This window comes from Candidatus Nanopelagicales bacterium (assembly GCA_041393815.1).
Lineage (GTDB): Bacteria > Actinomycetota > Actinomycetes > S36-B12 > JAWKJK01 > JAWKJK01.
In genome coordinates this window covers 1-19,095 of sequence record JAWKJK010000003.1, presented here as the reverse complement: position 1 = coordinate 19,095, position 19,095 = coordinate 1, and the positions used below count along the sequence as shown (strand labels likewise).

Annotated in this window: 18 protein-coding genes and 2 rRNA genes; 2 read left to right on the top strand and 18 right to left on the bottom strand. The window is 75.5% G+C overall.

The window, feature by feature from the left end:
- Positions 1–3: 3 nt before the first annotated feature.
- From R2737_09645 to R2737_09590, 12 genes are all read right to left on the bottom strand, one after another.
- Positions 4–1,050: an AAA family ATPase gene (locus R2737_09645; GenBank protein MEZ5116517.1), complete on the bottom strand. Its 1,047-nt coding sequence runs from the start codon at positions 1,048–1,050 to the stop codon at positions 4–6.
- A 220-nt stretch (positions 1,051–1,270) separates the two neighbouring features.
- Positions 1,271–2,212: a DUF2817 domain-containing protein gene (locus tag R2737_09640; GenBank protein ID MEZ5116516.1), complete on the bottom strand. Its 942-nt coding sequence runs from the start codon at positions 2,210–2,212 to the stop codon at positions 1,271–1,273.
- Positions 2,209–3,207, bottom strand: coding sequence for a site-specific tyrosine recombinase XerD (xerD, locus tag R2737_09635; protein ID MEZ5116515.1), 999 nt, complete (start codon positions 3,205–3,207; stop codon positions 2,209–2,211). The genes R2737_09640 and xerD overlap by 4 nt, the downstream gene beginning before the upstream one ends.
- A 91-nt stretch (positions 3,208–3,298) precedes the next feature.
- Complete coding sequence (ald, locus tag R2737_09630; GenBank protein MEZ5116514.1) at positions 3,299–4,414, bottom strand: alanine dehydrogenase; 1,116 nt, start codon at positions 4,412–4,414, stop codon at positions 3,299–3,301.
- 196 nt (positions 4,415–4,610) lie between these two features.
- Positions 4,611–5,375 carry an NUDIX hydrolase gene (locus tag R2737_09625; GenBank protein ID MEZ5116513.1) on the bottom strand — a complete coding sequence of 255 codons (765 nt, stop codon included), beginning with the start codon at positions 5,373–5,375 and terminating at the stop codon, positions 4,611–4,613.
- Between the two features lie 5 nt (positions 5,376–5,380).
- Complete coding sequence (locus R2737_09620) at positions 5,381–7,048, bottom strand: CTP synthase (protein ID MEZ5116512.1); 1,668 nt, start codon at positions 7,046–7,048, stop codon at positions 5,381–5,383.
- Positions 7,049–7,062: 14 nt separating this feature from the next.
- A complete protein-coding gene (locus R2737_09615; GenBank protein ID MEZ5116511.1) occupies positions 7,063–8,790 on the bottom strand; it encodes a DUF885 domain-containing protein in 1,728 nt (575 codons plus the stop codon).
- Entirely contained in the window at positions 8,787–10,574 is a 1,788-nt protein-coding gene (gene recN / locus R2737_09610) for a DNA repair protein RecN (protein ID MEZ5116510.1), read from the bottom strand. The genes R2737_09615 and recN overlap by 4 nt, the downstream gene beginning before the upstream one ends.
- Positions 10,575–10,587: 13 nt before the next feature.
- Positions 10,588–11,526 carry an NAD kinase gene (locus tag R2737_09605; GenBank protein MEZ5116509.1) on the bottom strand — a complete coding sequence of 313 codons (939 nt, stop codon included), beginning with the start codon at positions 11,524–11,526 and terminating at the stop codon, positions 10,588–10,590.
- Positions 11,527–11,545: 19 nt separating this feature from the next.
- Complete coding sequence (locus R2737_09600) at positions 11,546–12,352, bottom strand: TlyA family RNA methyltransferase (GenBank protein ID MEZ5116508.1); 807 nt, start codon at positions 12,350–12,352, stop codon at positions 11,546–11,548.
- Positions 12,353–12,362: 10 nt separating this feature from the next.
- Positions 12,363–12,770: a hypothetical protein gene (locus tag R2737_09595; GenBank protein ID MEZ5116507.1), complete on the bottom strand. Its 408-nt coding sequence runs from the start codon at positions 12,768–12,770 to the stop codon at positions 12,363–12,365.
- Positions 12,767–13,654: a hypothetical protein gene (locus tag R2737_09590; protein MEZ5116506.1), complete on the bottom strand. Its 888-nt coding sequence runs from the start codon at positions 13,652–13,654 to the stop codon at positions 12,767–12,769. The genes R2737_09595 and R2737_09590 overlap by 4 nt, the downstream gene beginning before the upstream one ends.
- A 169-nt stretch (positions 13,655–13,823) precedes the next feature.
- On the opposite strand from R2737_09590, the gene R2737_09585 reads away from it, so the two are divergent.
- Positions 13,824–14,189, top strand: coding sequence for a hypothetical protein (locus R2737_09585; protein MEZ5116505.1), 366 nt, complete (start codon positions 13,824–13,826; stop codon positions 14,187–14,189).
- A gap of 30 nt (positions 14,190–14,219) precedes the next feature.
- Here the strand turns inward: R2737_09585 and R2737_09580 are convergent, their stop codons facing one another.
- The 3 genes from R2737_09580 to R2737_09570 are packed head-to-tail and all read right to left on the bottom strand — an operon-like array spanning position 14,220 to position 16,285.
- Positions 14,220–15,347, bottom strand: a complete 1,128-nt coding sequence (locus R2737_09580) for an HAD-IIA family hydrolase (GenBank protein ID MEZ5116504.1) — start codon at positions 15,345–15,347, stop codon at positions 14,220–14,222.
- Between the two features lie 11 nt (positions 15,348–15,358).
- On the bottom strand, positions 15,359–15,856 hold the full coding sequence (locus tag R2737_09575) for a tetratricopeptide repeat protein (GenBank protein MEZ5116503.1): 498 nt from the start codon (positions 15,854–15,856) through the stop codon (positions 15,359–15,361).
- A 21-nt stretch (positions 15,857–15,877) separates the two neighbouring features.
- Positions 15,878–16,285, bottom strand: coding sequence for a single-stranded DNA-binding protein (locus R2737_09570; GenBank protein ID MEZ5116502.1), 408 nt, complete (start codon positions 16,283–16,285; stop codon positions 15,878–15,880).
- A gap of 115 nt (positions 16,286–16,400) precedes the next feature.
- Between R2737_09570 and R2737_09565 the strand changes: the two genes are divergently transcribed.
- Positions 16,401–17,357: an MBL fold metallo-hydrolase gene (locus tag R2737_09565; GenBank protein MEZ5116501.1), complete on the top strand. Its 957-nt coding sequence runs from the start codon at positions 16,401–16,403 to the stop codon at positions 17,355–17,357.
- Between the two features lie 7 nt (positions 17,358–17,364).
- Here the strand turns inward: R2737_09565 and R2737_09560 are convergent, their stop codons facing one another.
- The 3 genes from R2737_09560 to R2737_09550 form a co-directional block, all read right to left on the bottom strand.
- A complete protein-coding gene (locus R2737_09560; GenBank protein MEZ5116500.1) occupies positions 17,365–18,051 on the bottom strand; it encodes a hypothetical protein in 687 nt (228 codons plus the stop codon).
- Positions 18,052–18,642: 591 nt separating this feature from the next.
- Positions 18,643–18,759, bottom strand: a 5S ribosomal RNA gene (rrf, locus tag R2737_09555).
- Positions 18,760–18,832: 73 nt separating this feature from the next.
- Positions 18,833–19,095, bottom strand: a 23S ribosomal RNA gene (locus R2737_09550); the annotation flags it as partial.

Here is a 19,095-nt window from a genome sequence, read left to right as displayed (position 1 = left end):
CGGTCAGTCGGCCAGGACCTCGCGGGCCAGCATCCGGTAGGCCTCGGCGCCGGGCGAGGTGGCCGCGTACGACGTGATCGGCTCGCCCGCCACGGTGGTCTCCGGGAACTTGACGGTGCGGCTGATCACGGTGTGGAACACCTTGTCGCCGAACGCGTCCACCACCCGGGCCAGCACCTCGCGGGAGTGCAGGGTCCGGGAGTCGTACATGGTCGCCAGCACCCCCTCGAGCTCCAGCCGCGGGTTGATGCGGTCCTGCACCTTCTCGATGGTGTCCATGAGCAGGGCGACGCCGCGCAGGGCGAAGTACTCGCACTCCAGCGGGATGATCACGCTGTCGGCCGCGGCCAGCGCGTTGACCGTCAGCAGGCCGAGGGACGGCTGGCAGTCGATGAGGATCACGTCATACTCCGCCAGCACCGGCTGCAGCGCGCGGGTCAGGGTCTGCTCGCGCGCGACCTCGTTGACCAGCTGCACCTCGGCGGCCGACAGGTCGATGTTGCTGGGCAGCAGGTCCAGGCCCTCGACGGCCGTCGGGAGCAGGACGTCGCCGACGTGGCAGTCCCGCTGGGTGAGCAGGTTGTAGACGGTGAGGTCCAGCTCGTGCGGGCTGAAGCCCAGGCCCACGGACAGCGCGCCCTGGGGGTCGAAGTCGACGAGGAGCACCCGGCGGCCGTACTCCGCCAGCGCGGCACCGAGGTTGATGGTGGACGTCGTCTTGCCGACGCCGCCCTTCTGGTTGCACATGGCGATGACCCGCGCCGGACCGTGGGTGGTCAGCGGGAGCGGGGTGGGCAGGTCCGGCAGCGGGCGCCCGGTGGGGCCGAGCCCCGGCTGCTCCGGCTGCGGCTCCGGCAGCACGGCGGCCTCGACCGGTTCCGGAGCGACCGGTTCCGCCTCGGCCGGTGCCACCGGGGGCTCCGGCTGTCCGCCGAACGCCGCCGGGTCCACCGCCTGCTGGTCGACCGCCGACGGCTCGTACGGAAGGGGCGGCGGGAAGGCCTCACCGGGCTGGTCGGTCAGGCCGGGGACGGGGGGCTGTCCGGGCACGGCCGGGGGGTACCCGTCGGTCGCGGGCGTGACGGCCGGGACTCCGTACGGGCTCAACACGCCAGGCTCCCCTTCCAGGGTCTGCTTCGCAGCGGGACCGGACTTCGCAGCGGGACCGGACCGGGAGCGCGCAGGCGCGGCACGGCCCTGACGCGCGAGCGTAGGCCGCGGGCGAGGCCAACGGCAAGGGACTCCCCTCCCGTCTCCTGCGTCCCGCCCGTCACTTCAACCCCAGGCTGCGGTCGGGCACCCGGGTCGCCAGTCGCAGCGAGGCGTCGGCGGCCCGGCGGACCAGCGCGGACGGCACCCGCCCCGGCAGCTCCACCGTGATGGCCACGCCGGGCTCGCGGGCGTTCAGCCAGCCCGTGAGGGTGCCGGCGCACGGCCCCCGGCAGGGCACCCGCACCCCGCGCAGCCCGGTCCAGCGGGCCAGGACCGCCGCCCAGCGACCGGCCTTGGGGTGCGAGACGTCGATGGCGTCGTACGCCTGGTGGAAGGACACCAGCAGGTCCGGCCGCACCTGGCGCAGGAACGCCAGCATCCCCCGGGTCTCCGGCTCGCTGGCCGGCCGCCGCCCGGGGGCGTACAGCGGCGAGGTCGCGGTCGCGCGCCAGCCCTGCGGGAAGTTGCGGTTGAGATCCACCCCGCGGGCGTTGCGCCGGGTACCGGCCGCGCGCCCGTCGGGGTTCATGGTCCGGACCACCCAGACCTGCACGCCGGCCGGGATCCTCTGGCGCAGCACCGCGCGGGCGACCCGGATGCCGGCCGGCTCGTCGCCGTGCATCTGACCCAGGACGACCAGGACCCGGGTGGCGGCCGGGTCGCCACGCCGGACGGCCACGATCTGCCGGCCCTGCACGCTGGTCGCGACGACCAGCCGGCTGGGGACGGGTGTGGGAGTCGGCGGCGACTCCGTGGGCGTCGGCGCAGGCTCCGTGGGCGTCGGCGCAGGCTCCGTGGGCGTCGGCGCAGGGCCGGTGGGGGTCGGCGGCGTGGGCCCGGGCGACGGCTCCCCGCCGGCCGGCGGGAGGGGCGGCTCGTCCGCCGCAGCCGGGGCGACCCCGACGGCCGCGACCAGACCGGCCAGCAGCACCGGCGCGAGCACGGCGGCGACCACCCGGCCGGCGCTCACCCGGCCTGCGCTGACGCGACCGGGGCTCATCCGCGTGCCCTCGGGTGCGCGGTCACGTACACCTCGCGCAGCGCGTCGACGGTGACGTGGGTGTAGATCTGGGTGGTCGTCACCGAGGCGTGGCCGAGCAGCTCCTGCACCACGCGCACGTCCGCACCGCCCTGGAGCAGGTGGGTGGCGAAGGAGTGCCGCAGCGTGTGCGGCGACACGTCCGCGCCGATCCCGGCGCGCTCGGCGGCGGCCTTGAGGATCGCCCACGCCGACTGCCGTGACAGCGGGCCGCCCCGGGCGTTGAGGAACACGGCGGCCGTCCCGTGGCCCCGGGTGGCCAGCGCGGGCCGGCCGCGGACGAGGTAGGCGTCGACGGCCTCGGCGGCGTAGCGGCCCAGCGGCACCAGCCGCTGCTTGCCGCCCTTGCCGGACAGTCGGACCACCCGCACCTCCAGGTCGAGGTCGTCGCGGGCCAGGCCGACGGCCTCGCTGATGCGGGCACCGGTGCCGTACAGCAGCTCCAGCAGGGCCGCGTCGCGCAGGGCCAGCGGCGTGTCACCGAGCGCCGCCGCCGCGATGAGGGCGCCGACGTCCTCGACGGACAGGGCGTGCGGCAGTCGCTGCGGCGGCGTGGGCGGCGTGACGTCCCGACCCGGATCGGTGGGCGCCAGGCCCTCGCGTACCGCGAAGCGGTGGAAACCGCGCACGGCCACCAGGGTCCGCCCGGCCGACGACGTGGACAGCGGCGGGTGCTCGTCGTCCCCGCGGCGCAGGTCGCCGAGGAACTCCGCGAGGTCGGTGGCCGTGACCGCGTCCGCCGAGCGCCGGCCGTGGGCGCGCGCCCAGGCAGCGTAGCGGGATAGGTCCCGGCCGTACGCGGACAGCGTGTTGCGGCTCAGCCCGCGCTCGACCGCCAGGTGGTCGAGGTAGCCGCGCAGCTGACGGTCCAGCGGGGTGGGACGTTCCGCCGCGGCCGGCGCAGCGGCGGACAGGGCCGTCGACCCTGCTCCGGCGGCGTCCGTCGCGGTCCCCACCCGGCGACCCTACCTGACATAACGCACGACGGCCGCGGGTGGAGCGTCGAGGCGCTCCCCCGCGGCCGGCCGCGTGCAGGGTCGGGCCGTCCTACGCCAGGACGGCGTCCAAGGAGACGTGCTCCAGGCCGAACGCCTCGGCCACGGCGCCGTAGGTGATCTGGCCGTCGTGGGTGTTCAGTCCCAGCGCCAGCGCGTGGTCGTCGCGTAGCGCCTGCTGCCACCCCTTGTTGGCCAGCGCCACCGCATACGGCAGGGTCACGTTGGTCAGCGCGTAGGTCGAGGTGTGCGGCACGGCGCCGGGCATGTTCGCGACGCAGTACATGACCGAGTTGTGCACCCGGTAGGTCGGGTCGGAGTGCGTCGTCGGGCGGGAGTCCTCGAAGCAGCCGCCCTGGTCGATCGCGATGTCGACCAGCACCGAGCCCGGCTTCATCCGCGACACCAGCTCGTTGGTGACCAGCTTGGGCGCCTTGGCGCCGGGCACGAGCACGGCGCCGATGACCATGTCGGCGTCGAGCACGGCCTTCTCGACCTCGTAGGTGTTCGAGGTGATGGTCTGCACGTGGCCCTGGTAGATCGCGTCCATCTGGCGCAGCCGGGCGACGTTGATGTCCATCAGCAGGACCTCGGCCTGCATGCCCAGCGCGATCGCGGCCGCGTTCTGGCCCGACACGCCCGCACCGAGCACGACGACCTTGGCCGCGTAGACGCCGGACACCCCGCCCATCAGGACGCCGCGGCCGCCATTGGCCCGCATCAGCGCCTGGGCACCGACCTGGGGGGCGAGCCGGCCGGCCACCTCGCTCATCGGGGCCAGCAGCGGCAGGGACCGGTCGGGCAGCTCGACGGTCTCGTACGCGATCGCCGTGGTGCCGGCCGCCATCAGCGCGTCGGTGCACTCGCGCGACGCGGCCAGGTGCAGGTAGGTGAAGAGCACCTGGTCCCGGCGCATCCGGTGGTACTCCTCCGCGATCGGCTCCTTCACCTTGAGGATCAGATCGCCGGTCGCCCACACGTCGTCCGCGGTCGGCAGGATGGTGGCCCCCGCCGCGACGTACTCGTCGTTGGTGATCGAGGAGCCGACGCCCGCGTCGTGCTCGACGAAGACCTCGTGCCCGTTGCGCACCAGCTCCAGGACGCCGGCGGGCGTGATGGCGACGCGGTACTCGTGGTTCTTGACCTCGCGGGGGATCCCGACCTTCACTGCTGCGCTCCAGACGTGGGCTCGGGCGCCGCCTGGGGGGTCAGCACGGCGCGGGGGCTGCGTTCGGGACGCCGCCCGCGTCGATGCTAGGGGTGCCCCGGAACCGGCACAGGTGACGACGTGTCAGGAGGGGCCACCGCATTCCGACAGTGTGGTGCACCGGCCCCGCACGGTGTCCCGTGGCCGCCGGCGACGGTCAGACCGCGCCGTCGGGCAGGAACACCCGGCCCGCCGCCAGCACCGCGGCCCGCACCGGCCAGGGTGCGTCGACCGGCCGCAGCCCCCGCCAGCCGCCGGCCCGCGCCGCCCAGGCGGCCAGGACGCCCATCCCCGTGGTGGGGTTCTGCAGCCGCCCCGCGAGCACCAGGTCCTTGGCCTCGTCCAGCGGCACCCAGGCCTGGGGCAGGTGCAGCTCCTCGGCCTCGCCGGTGTGCGGGCGACCGCCCGGCAGCGGGGACAGCCCGCGGGCCAGGAAGCAGCGGAACGTCTCCGTGCTGCCGCCGGGACTGTTGAGGAAGTCGACCAGGACGTGCCACCGCGCGGCCACCAGGCCGGCCTCCTCGGCCAGCTCCCGCTGCGCGGTGATCCACGGGTCCTCGCCGGCCACGTCGAGCAGGCCCGCGGGGGCCTCGAACAGGTACATCCCCACCGGATGCCGGTACTGCCGGACCAGGAGGACCCGGTCGTCGTCGTCCAGCGCGAGGACCCCGACCGCGCCCGGGTGGACCACCAGGTCCCGGACGACCGGGTGCTCGTGGTCGGGCCCGAGGTCGACGGTGTCGCTGCGCACCGACCAGACCCGCCCGCGGAACCGCTCGATCATCGACACCACGGCGTGCGGCTCCACCTGGTCTGCCACCGGACCGGTCCAGTCCGCCGCGCTCGCCGCCCCCGACACTGCCGCCCCCGGCACCCGCTCCTCCGTCGACGGCTCCCCCGAGGATGGGTCCCCCGGGTCCATCGCGGTCACGCGTCGGCCAGGGTCGCGGCCGCGGCGGCGGCCGCGCTGCGACGGGCCAGCGCCGCGCCGACGAGGCCGGCGAACAGCGGGTGCGCCCGGGTCGGCCGGGACCGGAACTCCGGGTGCGCCTGGGTGCCGACGTAGTAGGGGTGCACGTCGCGCGGCAGCTCGACGAACTCGACCAGCCGGCCGTCCGGGGACGTCCCGGAGAAGACCAGGCCCGCCTCCTCCAGCCGGCCGCGGAACTCGTTGTTGACCTCGTAGCGGTGCCGGTGCCGCTCGTCGACGTACGGCACGCCGTAGGCGCCGGCCACGACGGAGCCCTCCAGCAGCTTGGCCGGGTACAGCCCCAGCCGCATCGTGCCGCCCATGTCCCGGTCACCCGCGACCACGTCGCGCTGGTCGGCCATCGTGGCCACCACGGGGAACGCGGTGGACTCGTCGAACTCCAGCGAGTTGGCGCCGGGCATGTCGGCGTGGCTTCGTGCGTACTCGATCACCATGCACTGCAGGCCCAGGCACAGGCCCAGGGTGGGGATGCCCTCCTCGCGGGCGTGGCGCAGCGCCCCGAGCTTGCCCTCGATGCCGCGCACCCCGAAACCGCCGGGAACGCAGATCGCGTCGACGCCGTCGAGTTCGCGGGCCGCGCCCTCGGGGGTGGCGCAGTCATCGCTGGTCACCCAGCGCAGGTGCACCTTGCAGTCGTGGTGGAAGCCGCCGGCCCGCAGGGCCTCGGTCACCGACAGGTAGGCGTCGGGCAGGTCGACGTACTTGCCCACCAGCGCGACGGTGACCTCGTGCGCAGGACGGTGCACCCGTCGCAGCAGGTCGTCCCAGTCGGTCCAGCCGACGTCGCGGAACGGCAGGCCGAGCCGGCGCACCACGTAGGCGTCGAGGCCCTCGGAGTGCAGCACCTTGGGGATGTCGTAGATGCTCGGCGCGTCGACGGCGGCGACCACGGCCTCCTCGTCGACATCGCACATGAGCGACACCTTGCGCTTGATGCCCTGCGGCACAGGCCGATCCGCCCGCAGCACGATCGCGTCGGGCTGGATGCCGATGTTGCGCAGCGAGGCGACGGAGTGCTGGGTCGGCTTGGTCTTCAGCTCACCGGACGGTCCGATGTACGGCAGCAGCGAGACGTGCAGGAAGAACACGTTGTCGCGGCCGACCTCGTGCCGGATCTGCCGGACGGCCTCGAGGAACGGCAGCGACTCGATGTCGCCGACGGTGCCGCCGACCTCGGTGATCACCACGTCGACGTCGGGGCCGGCCATCCGCCGGATCCGCGACTTGATCTCGTTGGTGATGTGCGGGATCACCTGGACGGTGTCGCCGAGGTACTCCCCGCGCCGCTCCTTGGCGATGACGGTGGAGTAGACCTGGCCGGTCGTGACGTTGGCCGACCCGTGCAGGTCGGTGTCGAGGAACCGCTCGTAGTGCCCGACGTCGAGGTCGGTCTCGGCACCGTCGTCGGTGACGAAGACCTCGCCGTGCTGGAACGGGTTCATCGTCCCGGGGTCGACGTTGAGGTAGGGGTCCAACTTCTGCATCGTCACCCTCAGGCCGCGGGCCTTGAGGAGGTTGCCGAGGCTGGAGGCGGTCAGCCCCTTGCCCAGCGAGGAGGCGACGCCCCCGGTGACGAACAGGTGCTTGGTCGGCTGCCGATCCACGGAGCGCCAGGGTATCAGCGCCCGTCCCCGCTTCCGACGTACGACGCCATCTCGGTCGCGAACGGGTCCAGCCCCATCGGTCCGAGCCGCAGCGCGTGCATGTGCCAGTCCTTGAGGTCGAAGGCGTCCCCGAGCCTCGCGCGGGCCTCGTCCCGGGCCGCCAGCCAGACCCGCTCCCCCACCTTGTAGGAGATCGCCTGGCCGGGAATGCCGAGGTAGCGGTCGATCTCGCTGGCCGCGAAGTCGGCGTCGAGCAGGGCCCGCTCGGACAGGAACGCAGCGGCCGACGCCGCATCGAACCGGGTGCCGCTGAGGTCGCCCTGCCCGGGCGGGAAGGTCAGCCCGAGGTGCAGCCCGATGTCGAGCACCACGCGGGCGGCCCGCATGGCCTGCGCGGACAGGTAGCCCAGCTGCACCGACGGGTCGGCCAGGAAGCCCAGCTCGTCCATCAGCCGCTCGGCGTACAGCGCCCAGCCCTCGCCGTAGCCGGAGGTGAAGCCGAAGGTGCGCTGGAAGCGCGACAGCCGCTCGCGCTCCACCGCCGCGGTGCCGAACTGGAGGTGGTGGCCCGGGACGCTCTCGTGGTACCAGACCGACACCAGCCACCAGCGGGGGAACCGGGTGCGGCCGCGCGTGGGGTACCACGTGGAGCCGGGGCGGGACAGGTCCTCGCTGACGGGGACGTAGTAGGGCGCCGCCGCACTCCCCTCAGGAGCCAGCCGGACCTCGCAGTCGCGGATCCGGGGGTCGATGTCGAACCAGGTGCCGTCCATCGACGCCGTCGCCTCGGCGGTGAGGCCGGTGAGGAACTCCAGCAGCGGCCCCGTGCCCTCGATCTGGTAGCGGTCCTCGCGGTCCAGCAGCGCCTTGGCGTCCGCGGGAGCGGCCCCGGGCTCGATCGCCTCCGCGGTCACCCGCATCAGCTCGGTGATCCGCTCCAGCTCGGCCCAGCCCCAGTCCCAGGTGCCGTCGAGATCGAGGTCCGCGCCGTTCCACGCCCGGGCGAACCGCGCGTAGCGCTCCCGGCGCACCCCGTCGCGGGTGTCGGCCTGGGGCGCGTACACGTCGCGCAGCCAGGCGCCCGCCTCGGCGTAGGCCCGGTCCGCGGCCAGACCGGCGGCCCCCAGCTCCCGGCCGGCCGCGTCGGAGTCGGCCTCCAGGCCGGCGGCGTACGTGGAGAACCAGCCGCGGCCGGGCTTGCGCCCCGCGAACGTCTCGGCCTGGGTGGCGACGGCGACCGCCTGCCGGCGGGCGGCCGGCAGGCCCTCGGCCAGCCCCTCCTGCAGCGCCACCAGCCAGGACTCCAGCGCCGCGGGCACGGCCCGCAGCCGCTGCAGGACGTTGTCCCGGGCCTGCGCGTCGTGCGTCGGTGCGAGGTCGAAGACCTGGCGGATGCCCTGGAGCGGGCAGGCCAGCACGTTGAGGTCCCGCAGGTCGTCGCCGGCGTCGGCGGCCAGCAGCAGCGCGCCGAGCCGCTCCCGGATCACCTCGGCCGCCACCCGGTCGGCGTCGTCGTAGACCGGCAGGCCGGCCAGCCCGGCCAGGGTCTCCCGGGCCAGGTCCGCGCGTTCCCGCAGCGCGGTCGGCGAGTAGTCGGTGAGCCGGTCGTCGTGGGCGCTGATCCCGATCCCGGTGGCGGCGCACGGGTCGAGCTCGGCGAGCCGCTCCACGTAGCGGTCGGCCAGCTCGAACACCGGGGAGCGGTGCCGCGGGGCGGGTGCGGTCAGATCGGCCTCGGTCATCGTCGTCCCTTCCGACGGCGTGCACCGGCGGTCACCGGCGCGTCGGGCCGCTCCACGGCGGCCAGGTCCAGCAGCTCCGCGGCGTGCGCCGCGGCGGTCTCGGAGTCCTCCTGCCCGGCGAGCATCCGGGACAGCTCGCGCACCCGGTCCTCGCCGTCGACGGCGACCACGCTGGCCGCCGTCACGGCGCCGGCGTCGTCCTTGCGCACGACCAGGTGGCGGTCGGCGAAGGCCGCGACCTGCGGCAGGTGGGTGACGACGAGGACCTGCGCCGACCGCGACAGCCGGGCCAGCCGGCGGCCGACCTCGACCGCCGCCCGGCCCCCGACGCCGGCGTCGACCTCGTCGAACACGAACGTGGGGACCGGGTCGGTGGCGCCGAGCACCACCTCCACGGCGAGCATCACCCGGGACAGCTCGCCGCCGGAGGCACCGCGAGCGAGCGGTCGGGCGGGGGCGCCGGGGTGGGGCACCAGCAGCAGCTCCACCTCGTCGACGCCGTGGGGACCGAAGGCCACCGGGTCCGCCTCCCCCGGCAGCACCAGCCCGTCCGGCCCGCCCGCCGCGTGGCGCAGTGCCACCTCCAGCCGGGCCTGCGGCATCGCCAGCGCGGCGAGCTCGGCAGAGACCTCGGCGGCGAACCGCTCCCCGGCCGCGGCGCGCGCCGCGGACAGCTCGGTCGCCCGCGCCGCGAGGGTCGCCCGCAGGGCCACGGACTCCGCCTGCAGGGCGGAGAGCCGCTCGTCGTCACCGCCGACGGCGCCCAGCCGGTCGCGGGCCCGCTCGGCCCAGGCCAGCACCTCCGCGACGGTGTCGCCGTACTTGCGACGCAGCCCGCCGAGGTCGGCCAGCCGCTGCTGCACCTCGGCCAGCCGGGCCGGGTCGGCGTCGACGGACGCGGCGTACGTGGCCAGCTCGGCGGCGACGTCCTCGGCCAGCGCCGACGCGTCCCGCAGCCGGGCCAGCGGGCCGGCCAGGTCCGGGTCGTGGTCCCGCACGCGCTCGAGCAGGTCCACGGCGCGGGCGAGCGAGGTGAGCGCGTCGCTGTCGCTGCCGAGCGCGTCGGCGTCGGACCGCAGCAACGCGTGGGCGCCGGTGGCCGCCTCGCGCAGGGACTCGGCGTGCCCGAGCCGGGCCGCCTCGACGGCCAGGGCCTCGTCCTCGCCCGGCTGCGGCGACACGGTCTCGATCTCGCCGAGGCCGAAGCGCAGCAGGTCCGCCTCCTGGGCACGCTCGCGCAGGTGCGCGGCGATCTCGGCCTCCTCCGCCTCGACGACGCGCAGCCGTTCGTACGCGGTGCGGTAGGCCTCGAGCAGGTCGGCGACCGGCGCGCCGGCGTAGCGGTCGAGCGCGTGGCGCTGCTGGGCGGGGCGCAGCAGCCGCTGCTGGTCGTTCTGCCCGTGCACGGTCACCAGGGACGCGCCGACCTCGGCGAGGACGGCCGCGGGGACGGTCCGCCCGCCCAGCACGGCCCGGCTGCGCCCGGCGGAGCCGACGGTGCGGGCGAGCACGAGCGCGCCGTCGTCGGTCGCGCCGCCCGCGTCCTCGACCCGGGCCCACACCTCGGGGTCGACGGTGGCGACGCGGCCCTCGACCTCGGCCTGCGCCGACCCGGTGCGCACGGCCCCGGCGTCGGCCCGGCCGCCGAGCAGCAGCGCCAGGCTGGTGACGACCATCGTCTTGCCCGCGCCGGTCTCCCCGGTGACGCAGGTCAGGCCCGGACCGAGGTCGACCGCCGCCTCGTCGATGACCCCGAGCCCGCGGATGCGCAGTTCCTCGATCACCGCTGCTCCCCGATCACCGCTGCGGGCGCTCCGGGGTGGCGCCGGTGCCCCGACGCGGCGGGTCCCCACGCCAGCCCTCGACCGGGAGGGAGAACTTCGCGACCAGCCGGTCGGTGAACGGCGCGGTGTGCAGGCGGGCCAGCCGGACCGACTCCGGGTGCCGCCGCACCTCGACCCGGGCGCCCGCCGGCACCTCGAGGATGCGCCGGCCGTCGGCCCACACGACGGCGTCCGGGGAGCGCGGCATGACCTCCAGCGCGACCACCCCGGACGGCCCCACGACCATCGGCCGGGCGAACAGCGCGTGCGCGCTGAGCGGGACCACCAGCAGCGCCTCGACGTCGGGCCAGACCACGGGGCCGCCGGCCGAGAAGCCGTACGCGGTGGAGCCGGTGGGGGTCGAGCACACCACGCCGTCACAGCCCCAGCGCGACAGCGGCCGGCCGTCGACCTCGACCAGGACCTCGATCATCCGCTCGCGCGAGACCTTCTCCAGGCTGGCGTCGTTGAGCGCCCAGGTCTGCTGCACCGGCCGGCCCGGGACGGTGACCCGCACGTCCAGGGTCATCCGCTCCTCGACCCGCCAGCGCTGCTGGACGACCGCATCGACCAGCTGCGCAAGGTCCTCGCGCTCCAGCTCGGCGAGGAACCCGATGTGGCCGAGGTTGACGCCGAGCAGCGGCACATTGTCGGCCCGGGCGCGCTCGGCCCCGCGCAGGATGGTCCCGTCTCCGCCGAGCACGACGGCGAGCTCGCAGCCGTGGGCGGCGTGCTCGTCGGCGGCGACCCGGACCGCGTCGGCCGGCAGGTCCAGGTCGACGGCCTCGTCCTCGGGGAGGCGGACCTGCAGGCCGGCGTCGACCAGCGCCTTGGCCAGGTGCGCGGCCATGGTGCGGGCCTCGTCGCGACCGGTGTTGGTGACGAGCAGCACCGCGCGCGGGCCCGCGCTCACCACGTGCACCGTCGGCCCGTCATGCCGGCCCCTCGTCCACCGCTCGTGCCACGTCCTCCGGATCGGGTGGCGGCGCGTCCCGGCGCAGCCACAGGAAGTACTCGACGTTCCCGCGAGGTCCGGGAAGCGGGCTGGCCACCACGCCCGCGGTGCCCAGGCCCAGCCGCTCGGCCTCGTCGGCGATCCTACGGACCGCGGCCGCCCTCAGCCCGGGGTCCCGGACGACTCCCCCGGCGCCGACCAGGTCCCGTCCTACCTCGAACTGCGGCTTGACCATGAGCAGCAGGTCGGCGTCCGGGGCGGCGCACGCGACCAGGGCGGGCAGCACCAGGGCCAGCGAGATGAACGACAGGTCGGCCACGACCAGATCCGGCGCGTACGGCAGGTCGGCCGGGGCGAGCTCGCGGACGTTGGTGCGGTCGTACGCCGTGACCCGGGGGTCGCTGCGCACGGCCCAGGCCAGCTGCCCGTAGCCGACGTCGACGGCCAGCACGTGCGCGGCACCGCGCTGGAGCAGGACCTGGGTGAAGCCACCGGTGCTCGCCCCGGCGTCGAGGCAGCGCCGACCGGACACCTGCAAACCGCGGGGCCCGAACGCGTCGAGCGCCCCGATCAGCTTGTGCGCGCCGCGGGAGACGTAGCCGTCGGACTCCTCCGCGGAGACCACGACGGCCGCCGCCGTGTCGACCTGGGTGGCGGCCTTGGTGGCGACCGACCCGTCGACCCGCACCCGGCCGGACTCGATCAGCTCGCGGGCCTGCTCGCGCGAGCGAGCCAGGGAGCGCCGGACCAGTTCGGCGTCCAGGCGGCGCCGGGACCCGGCCACCGGCGCGGGATCAGGCGTCGGGCGCGAGGTCGGACAGCGCGCCCTGCAGTCGGCGGTGCACGTCCTCGTACACCTCGACGTGGTCGGTCACCGGCAGGTCGGGCAGTTCGGCCAGCCGCGCGACCGCGGCATCGACCCGCGGGTCCCCGGTGGGGGGCACCTCGGCGGCCGCGGCCGTCTCGCCGGCGGCAGCCGCGGTGACGGCGTCAGCCTCGGTGTCGGGAAGGCTGGCGGTGTCGGGATGGCTGGCGGTGTCGGGATGGCTGGCGGTGTCGGGATGGCTGGCGGTGTCGGGATGGCTGGCGGTGTCGGCGCCGGCCGAGTCGGCGGCCGGCGGCGACGGGGCCGGGGCCGGCGGGGCCGGGGCCGGCGGGTCCTGGGGCTCCTCGGCTCCCGCGGTCGGGTGATCCGTGCTCATGCGTCCTCCTCGCCTGCCGGCGGCGGGGTGTGCGGCGCGGCCGACGGGGCATCGCTGGCCGGGTGACCGGCGGAGCGCGACCGCGTCCTCGCCGGGGTGGTCGGCGGTGTCGGGGCCGCGGCGCCGGCCTCGTCCGGGGTCGGCTCGGCGGAGGGCGCCGCGGACGCCCGACGCCGACGGGTGGCCCCGGTCCCCGTGGCCCTGGTGGACCTCGTCGCCGCGGCGGACTTCCTCGCCGCGCCGGTCTTGTTCGCGGCGGCGGACTTCTTCGCCGCGGTCGTCTTCTTCGTCGGTGCGGACTTCGGGGCCCTGGTGGACTTCCGGGCCGACGCGCCCGGATCGGCCGTCGGCGCCGGCGTCGCCGAGACGTCCGGCTGCGGGCCCGACGTGCCCGTCTCCAGCACGACACCCCCGGCCGTCACGACGTCACCGGCGCGAGCGGCCACGCCGGCGGCGGTCGCGACCACGCGGGTCGCGGCCGACGTCGCGGCACCGCGGGTCGCCCGGGCGGCGTCGGCGGCGCCCTGCACCGCGTCGGACACGCGGTCGCGGGCGCGGTGCCGCTCGTCGCCGAGCTGCGCCTCGAGACGCTGCACGTGCCGGCGTACGGCGGCCAGCTCGTCCTCGCGGACGAAGCCCATCCGGCCGACCGCCCGCTCGACCTCGGTGCGGATGAGCCCGATGAGCAGCTCTCGGTTGGTGCGGCTGGTGCTCACCAGCTCGTCCGCCAACTCCTGCACCTGGTCGCGGACCGCGCCGGGAGCGGCCGTGGTGGCGTCCAGGCTCTGGGCCAGCATCTCGCGGACGGTCTCCACCGCCTTCTCGCTACTGGCTTCGGCCAGCCCCACGGCTACGGACACGTAGCCGCGCAGGGCGTCGAGCACGGCGGCCTCCCACGTCGTCGAACGGTCCCGGCTACCGGAACGCTACCCGCTCCACCCCGGTGCACGGATCTCCTGGTGCCCCGGCATCCCCCGCCTGGCTCCGGACGGCTGCGGTAGCGTCGCTGCGCCGGCCAGCCCGCCGGCAGCCGCGAGGAGGACGCACACCCGGATGGCCACGGTCGAGGAGTGCCGCGCCGCGATCGAGGAGCTCGCCCGCCGACTCGAGCCGCACGGCCCTCAGGTGCGGGCGCACAACCTCCCCGACCGCACCCTCGGCTGCACGCTGCTGGACCTCGACGTGACGTTCTGGGGGACGCTGACCGACGGGGCCCTGGTGGACATCACCGACGCGCCCGGGCCCAAGCCGCAGATCCGCCTGGTCATGGACAGCGACGACCTGATCGCCCTGACCGACGGATCGCTGAAGTTCTCCCACGCCTGGGCCACCGGCCAGGTACGCCTCGACGCCAGCCTGCGCGACCTGCTGCGGATGCGGTCGCTGCTCGCCGCGTCGGCCCCCTCCTCCCCCGCCTAGCGCCCGGAGCGCGCGGCACCGGCGCACGCGTCACCCGTCGCGGTCGGCCGCCAGCGCCGCCTCGATGGTGGCCGCGGCCGCCGTCACCTCAGGGTCCATCCCGTGGTCGCGTGCGGTCCACACCGCGGCGCAGGCGACGCGCAGCATCCGCACGCCGGCTCCGGCCGTGAGCGGCGAGGGGGCGGACACCTGCAGCGACGCCCCCGCGACGACGGCCGCGGCGTCGCCACACCGCCACCCCCTGCCGTCCGGGACGGCGGGCTCGTGCGGGGCCAGCAGCGCCCGCAGGTCGGCTCCGACCAGACCCGGTCGCAGCGGCGGCGCCGCGTCCAGGAGGTCGGCCACGCCCGAGACGCCGGTGAGGACCGCGAGGGTGGGGAGGCCGGCACGGTTGCCGCCGAGGATGTCGGTGTCGAGCCGGTCACCCACGACCAGGGGTCGCTCGGCCCTAGCCCGCTCCACCGACTCCGCCATCAGCGCAGGCTCCGGCTTGCCCGCACTGGCCGTCGGGTCACGGCCGACCGCGGTCGCGACGGCCGCGACGAGCGCGCCGTTGCCCGGTGCCCGTCCGCCGGGGATCGGGATGGTCAGGTCCCGGTTCGTCGCGATCCAGGGGACTCCCCGGGCCAGCACCAGCGCCGCGTCCGCCAGCTCTCGCCAGCCCACGTCGGGGCCGAACCCCTGCAGCACCGCCGCGACGTCGGCCACGCCGTCACCCGCCACGCCGTCACCCGCCACGCCGTTGCCGGCGGCTGTGCGGCGCACCGGGACCAGGCCACGCGAGCGCAGCGCCTCGTCCACCCCGCTCCCGCCGACGGCCAGCACCCGTGAGCCGGGAGGGACCAGGTCGGCGAGCAGGTGCGCGCCGGCCTGCGCCGACGTCACCACCTCCTGGACGTCCGCGGGCAGGCCGAGCGCGCGCAGGTGGTCCGCCACGGCTTGGGGCGGTCGCGAGGCGTTGTTCGTCACGTAGCACAGCCGCAGGCCGGCCGCCGACGCGGCGGTCAGCGCCTCGATCGCGTGGGGGACGGCGCCACTGCCGACGTAGACGACTCCGTCCAGGTCGAGCAGGGCGACGTCGTGGACCCGCGCCGGGGCCTGTTCGGCCCCCAGCAGACCGCCGGTCACGGGCACGCCGGTCACGGGCACGCCGGTCACGGGCACGCCGGTCACGAGTGCGCGGGCCCCGGCCCGGCCGGCCAGTGCGTGGTCGGCGGGTCGGCGTCACCGTCCGGCGCCAGCCCCGCCTCCTCCCGGGCGCGCAGCGTGGCGCGCACCTGGCCCAGGGCCCGGGCGTACTCGGCGCGGTCCGGCCGCATCACCGCGGCGACGGCCAGGTGGTCGGCGGCCGCGGTGAAGCGCCGCTGCCGCCACCGGGCCATCCCCAGCCCAAAGTGCGCGTAGTCGTCGTCCGGCACCCGCTCCACCAAGGCCTCGAACGCATCCGCCGCGTCGTCGTACCGCTGCGCGTCGAACAGGGCCCTGGCCCAGGCCTCCAGCACCGTCGGGGAGGTCGGCTCGACCTCGACGAGGTGGGCGAGCACCTGGGCGGCGGCCTGCGGATTGCCGGACTCGAGCAGCCGCGTCCCGCGGACGTACCAGTCGTACGGCGTCCCCGCCGGTGTCCCGTCCCCGGACGCTGCCGGGCGGGGGTCGGGGTCGCTCACCCGGCCATCGTCGCACGGACCTCACCCCCGTCTCCGGGCGGACGCGACCTCCACCTCCACCCGCGACGCCGCCCCGGCCGCGGTGCGCCAGAACCGCCGGCGCAGAGCGCCATGGACCTCCACCCGGGCCCCGGGGACCCACCGCAGCGCCGCCCGCCGCACATCGGCGCGCCAGGCGGCACAGTCCACCGTGTCGACCTTGGGAGACCGGGCGGACCGGCCCCCGGAGGAGGACCGGCCCTCCGGTCGGTCGATGATCAGCCGGAACGTCACCAGCGTGTCCCCGCTGGGCAGTTCGCGCTGCTCCGCCGACGCGGCGAGCCGCCCGACCAACGACACCTCGTTGACGGACGTCGCCTCGTTGCCGGGCTCGTCGCCCGTCGCCCCCTGGCCCCCGCCCGCGCGTCGCGCGGACACCGTGCTCGCCATCCCCCACCTCGATCTGTCGGTGCCGGTACGAACCCGACCTACGATGGCCGCGACCCGGACCGTCGACCACGGTCCGCGGGTCCCTGGGGACGCGCGGACCGGAGAGGGGCAGGCTGTGGACGGAGTGCAGGACCTCGGGGCCGACGTGTTCGCCATCGACACCCGGATGGGCGGCCACGACGGGATCACCGCCGGCTACCTGCTGCGGACCGGGCGCCCGTGCCTGGTCGAGACGGGGACGGCGCTGTCGGCCCCCCGGGTGGTCGAGTCGCTCGGCGCGCTCGGCGTGGGAGCCGACGACCTCGCCACGATCGTGGTCACACACATCCACCTCGACCACGCCGGCGGCGTGGGCGACCTGGCCGAGGCGTTCCCCCGCGCGCAGGTGGTCGTGCACGAACGAGGCGCTCGGCACCTGGTCGATCCCAGCCGCCTGGTCGCCAGCGCCCGCCGGGTCTTCGGGCCGGTGATGGACGAGCTGTTCGGGGAGCTGCTGCCGACCCCGGCGCAGCGGGTAGTGGCGCTCGGCGACGTCGGCTCGGTCGACCTCGGCGACAACCGACGCCTGGACGCCTTCCACGCCCCGGGCCACGCGTCCCACCACGTCGGGCTGGTGGACTCCGCGACCGGCGACCTCTACACCGGCGACGCCGCCGGCGTGTACGTCCCCGAGACCGCCGACGTACGCCCGGCCACCCCGCCCCCGGACTTCGACCTGGACCTGGCGCTGGCATCCCTGGCGCGGATGCGGGACGTCGGACCGACCCGGCTGCTGTTCAGCCACTTCGGACCGGTCACCGAGGTGGACACGACGCTGGACCGCTCCGTCGAGGAGCTGCGGCTGTGGGTCGAGGTCGTCCGCGACTCGCGCCGGGCCGGGATGGACCTCGACCACGCGATCGCGCTGGTGCGCGAGCGCACCGCCGAGCGCTACGCGGCGTTCCTGGCCGACGACGATCGGGTGGCCAAGTTCGAGGAGCTGTCGTCCACCGAGGCCAACGTCGCCGGCATCTGGCGCTGGCTGGACCAGCAGGAGGCAGCGGCCTCGCCCGGTACAGACGCCGCGCGGTAGCCCTCGGCTAGGCGCCGTCCTCGTCCAGGTCGACGAGGAACACCACGGCGTCGTCGTCCTCGTCGGCGAGGCCGAGTCGCTCGGCAGCGCCGGTGCTCCCGTCCGGATCCGCCTGGGCAGCCGCCTCGAACCAGGTCCGGGCCTCGTCCGCGCGGCCCACCGCGTCCAGGGCGTCCGCGTACGCGTAGCGCAGCCGGCCCAGCCACGGCTCGCGCGTGGTCGCCTTCAGCTCCGGCACCTCGAGCATGACCACGGCGGCGTCGGCCTGCCCCAGGTCCCGCCGGGCACCGGCCGCCACGATCAGCAGTTCGACCCGGCCCGCACGGTCCAGGGTCCGCGCCTGCGGCGAGGACGCCAGCTCCAGGGCGCGCTCGGGACGGCCGAGGCCACGCTCGCAGTCGGCCATGATCGGCAGGTAGGCGTCGGTTCCCGACATCCGCCGAGCCGCCCGCAGTTCCGACAGGGCGGCGGCGTAGTCGCCGGCGAGGTAGGCGGCGACTCCGGCGGCCTCCCGGACGGCGGCCACCCGACCCGCGCTGCGGCGCGCGGCCTGAGCGTGCTGCCACGCGAGCGCCGGGTCCTCGTCCATCAGCCGGCCGACCATGACCAGATGCCGGGCGACCAGCGTGGCCAGTCCCGTCGGCAGGGTCCGCAGCTCGGCCCGGACCTCCCGGTCCAGCTCGCCGCCGGTCACGTCGTCCGGGACGATCGGGTCGGCCCCCGCACGAGGCCGGTCCGTGCCGTCCCGTCGCGGCGGGCGGGTGCCCGAACCGCGCGGCGGCGCCCCCCGAGAGGCCCCGCGGGAGGACCGGCCGGAATCTGTGCGGTCCGACGTGCCGTCGCGGGACGACCCTCGGTCGCGGTCGGACCCCTGCCGCGAGCGCGCACCCGAGGGGGACCCGGACGCCGGCGGCCGGCCGGAGCCGGACCGCCCACCCGAACCCGACCGCTCACCCGAACCCGACGGACGTCCGGAACCGCCGGAACGACCCGAGCCGCCCGAACGGCCGGAACCACCCGAACGGCCGGAACCACCCGAACGGCCGGAACCACCCGAACGGCCGGAACCACCCGAACCGCTGGACCCGCGTGAACGACCGGACCCGCCGGCCGACCGGCCCGAGCCGGAGCCCTTGCTGGACGGCCGGGGTGCACGACCGGGTCGCGAGGACCCCGGGTCGGAACTGGTGTCGTCGGGCATGTGTGCTCCTCGGTCGGGTCGCCGCAGCAACCGGTCGTACCAACACCAATGGCCACCCCGAGGGGTGGCCATTGGCGAAAGAATGTCCGGCGGCGTCCTACTCTCCCACGCAGTCACCCGCGCAGTACCATCGGCGCTGAGGGGCTTAGCTTCCGGGTTCGGAATGGAGCCGGGCGTTTCCCCCTCGCTATGGCCGCCGAAACTCTATGGAGATATCAATCGTTCCCGACCGTATCTCGGGAACCGCACAGTGGACGCGAAACAAGAAAAGAGTTGTGGCAAGTCCTCGGCCTATTAGTACCGGTCAGCTCCACACGTTGCCGTGCGTCCACTTCCGGCCTATCAACCCAGTGTTCTAGCTGGGGGCCTTACCAGGTCAACCCTGTGGGAGTCCTCATCTTGAAGCGAGCTTCCCGCTTAGATGCTTTCAGCGGTTATCCCTTCCGAACGTAGCTAACCAGCCGTGCCCTTGGCAGGACAACTGGCACACCAGAGGTTCGTCCGTCCCGGTCCTCTCGTACTAGGGACAGCCCTTCT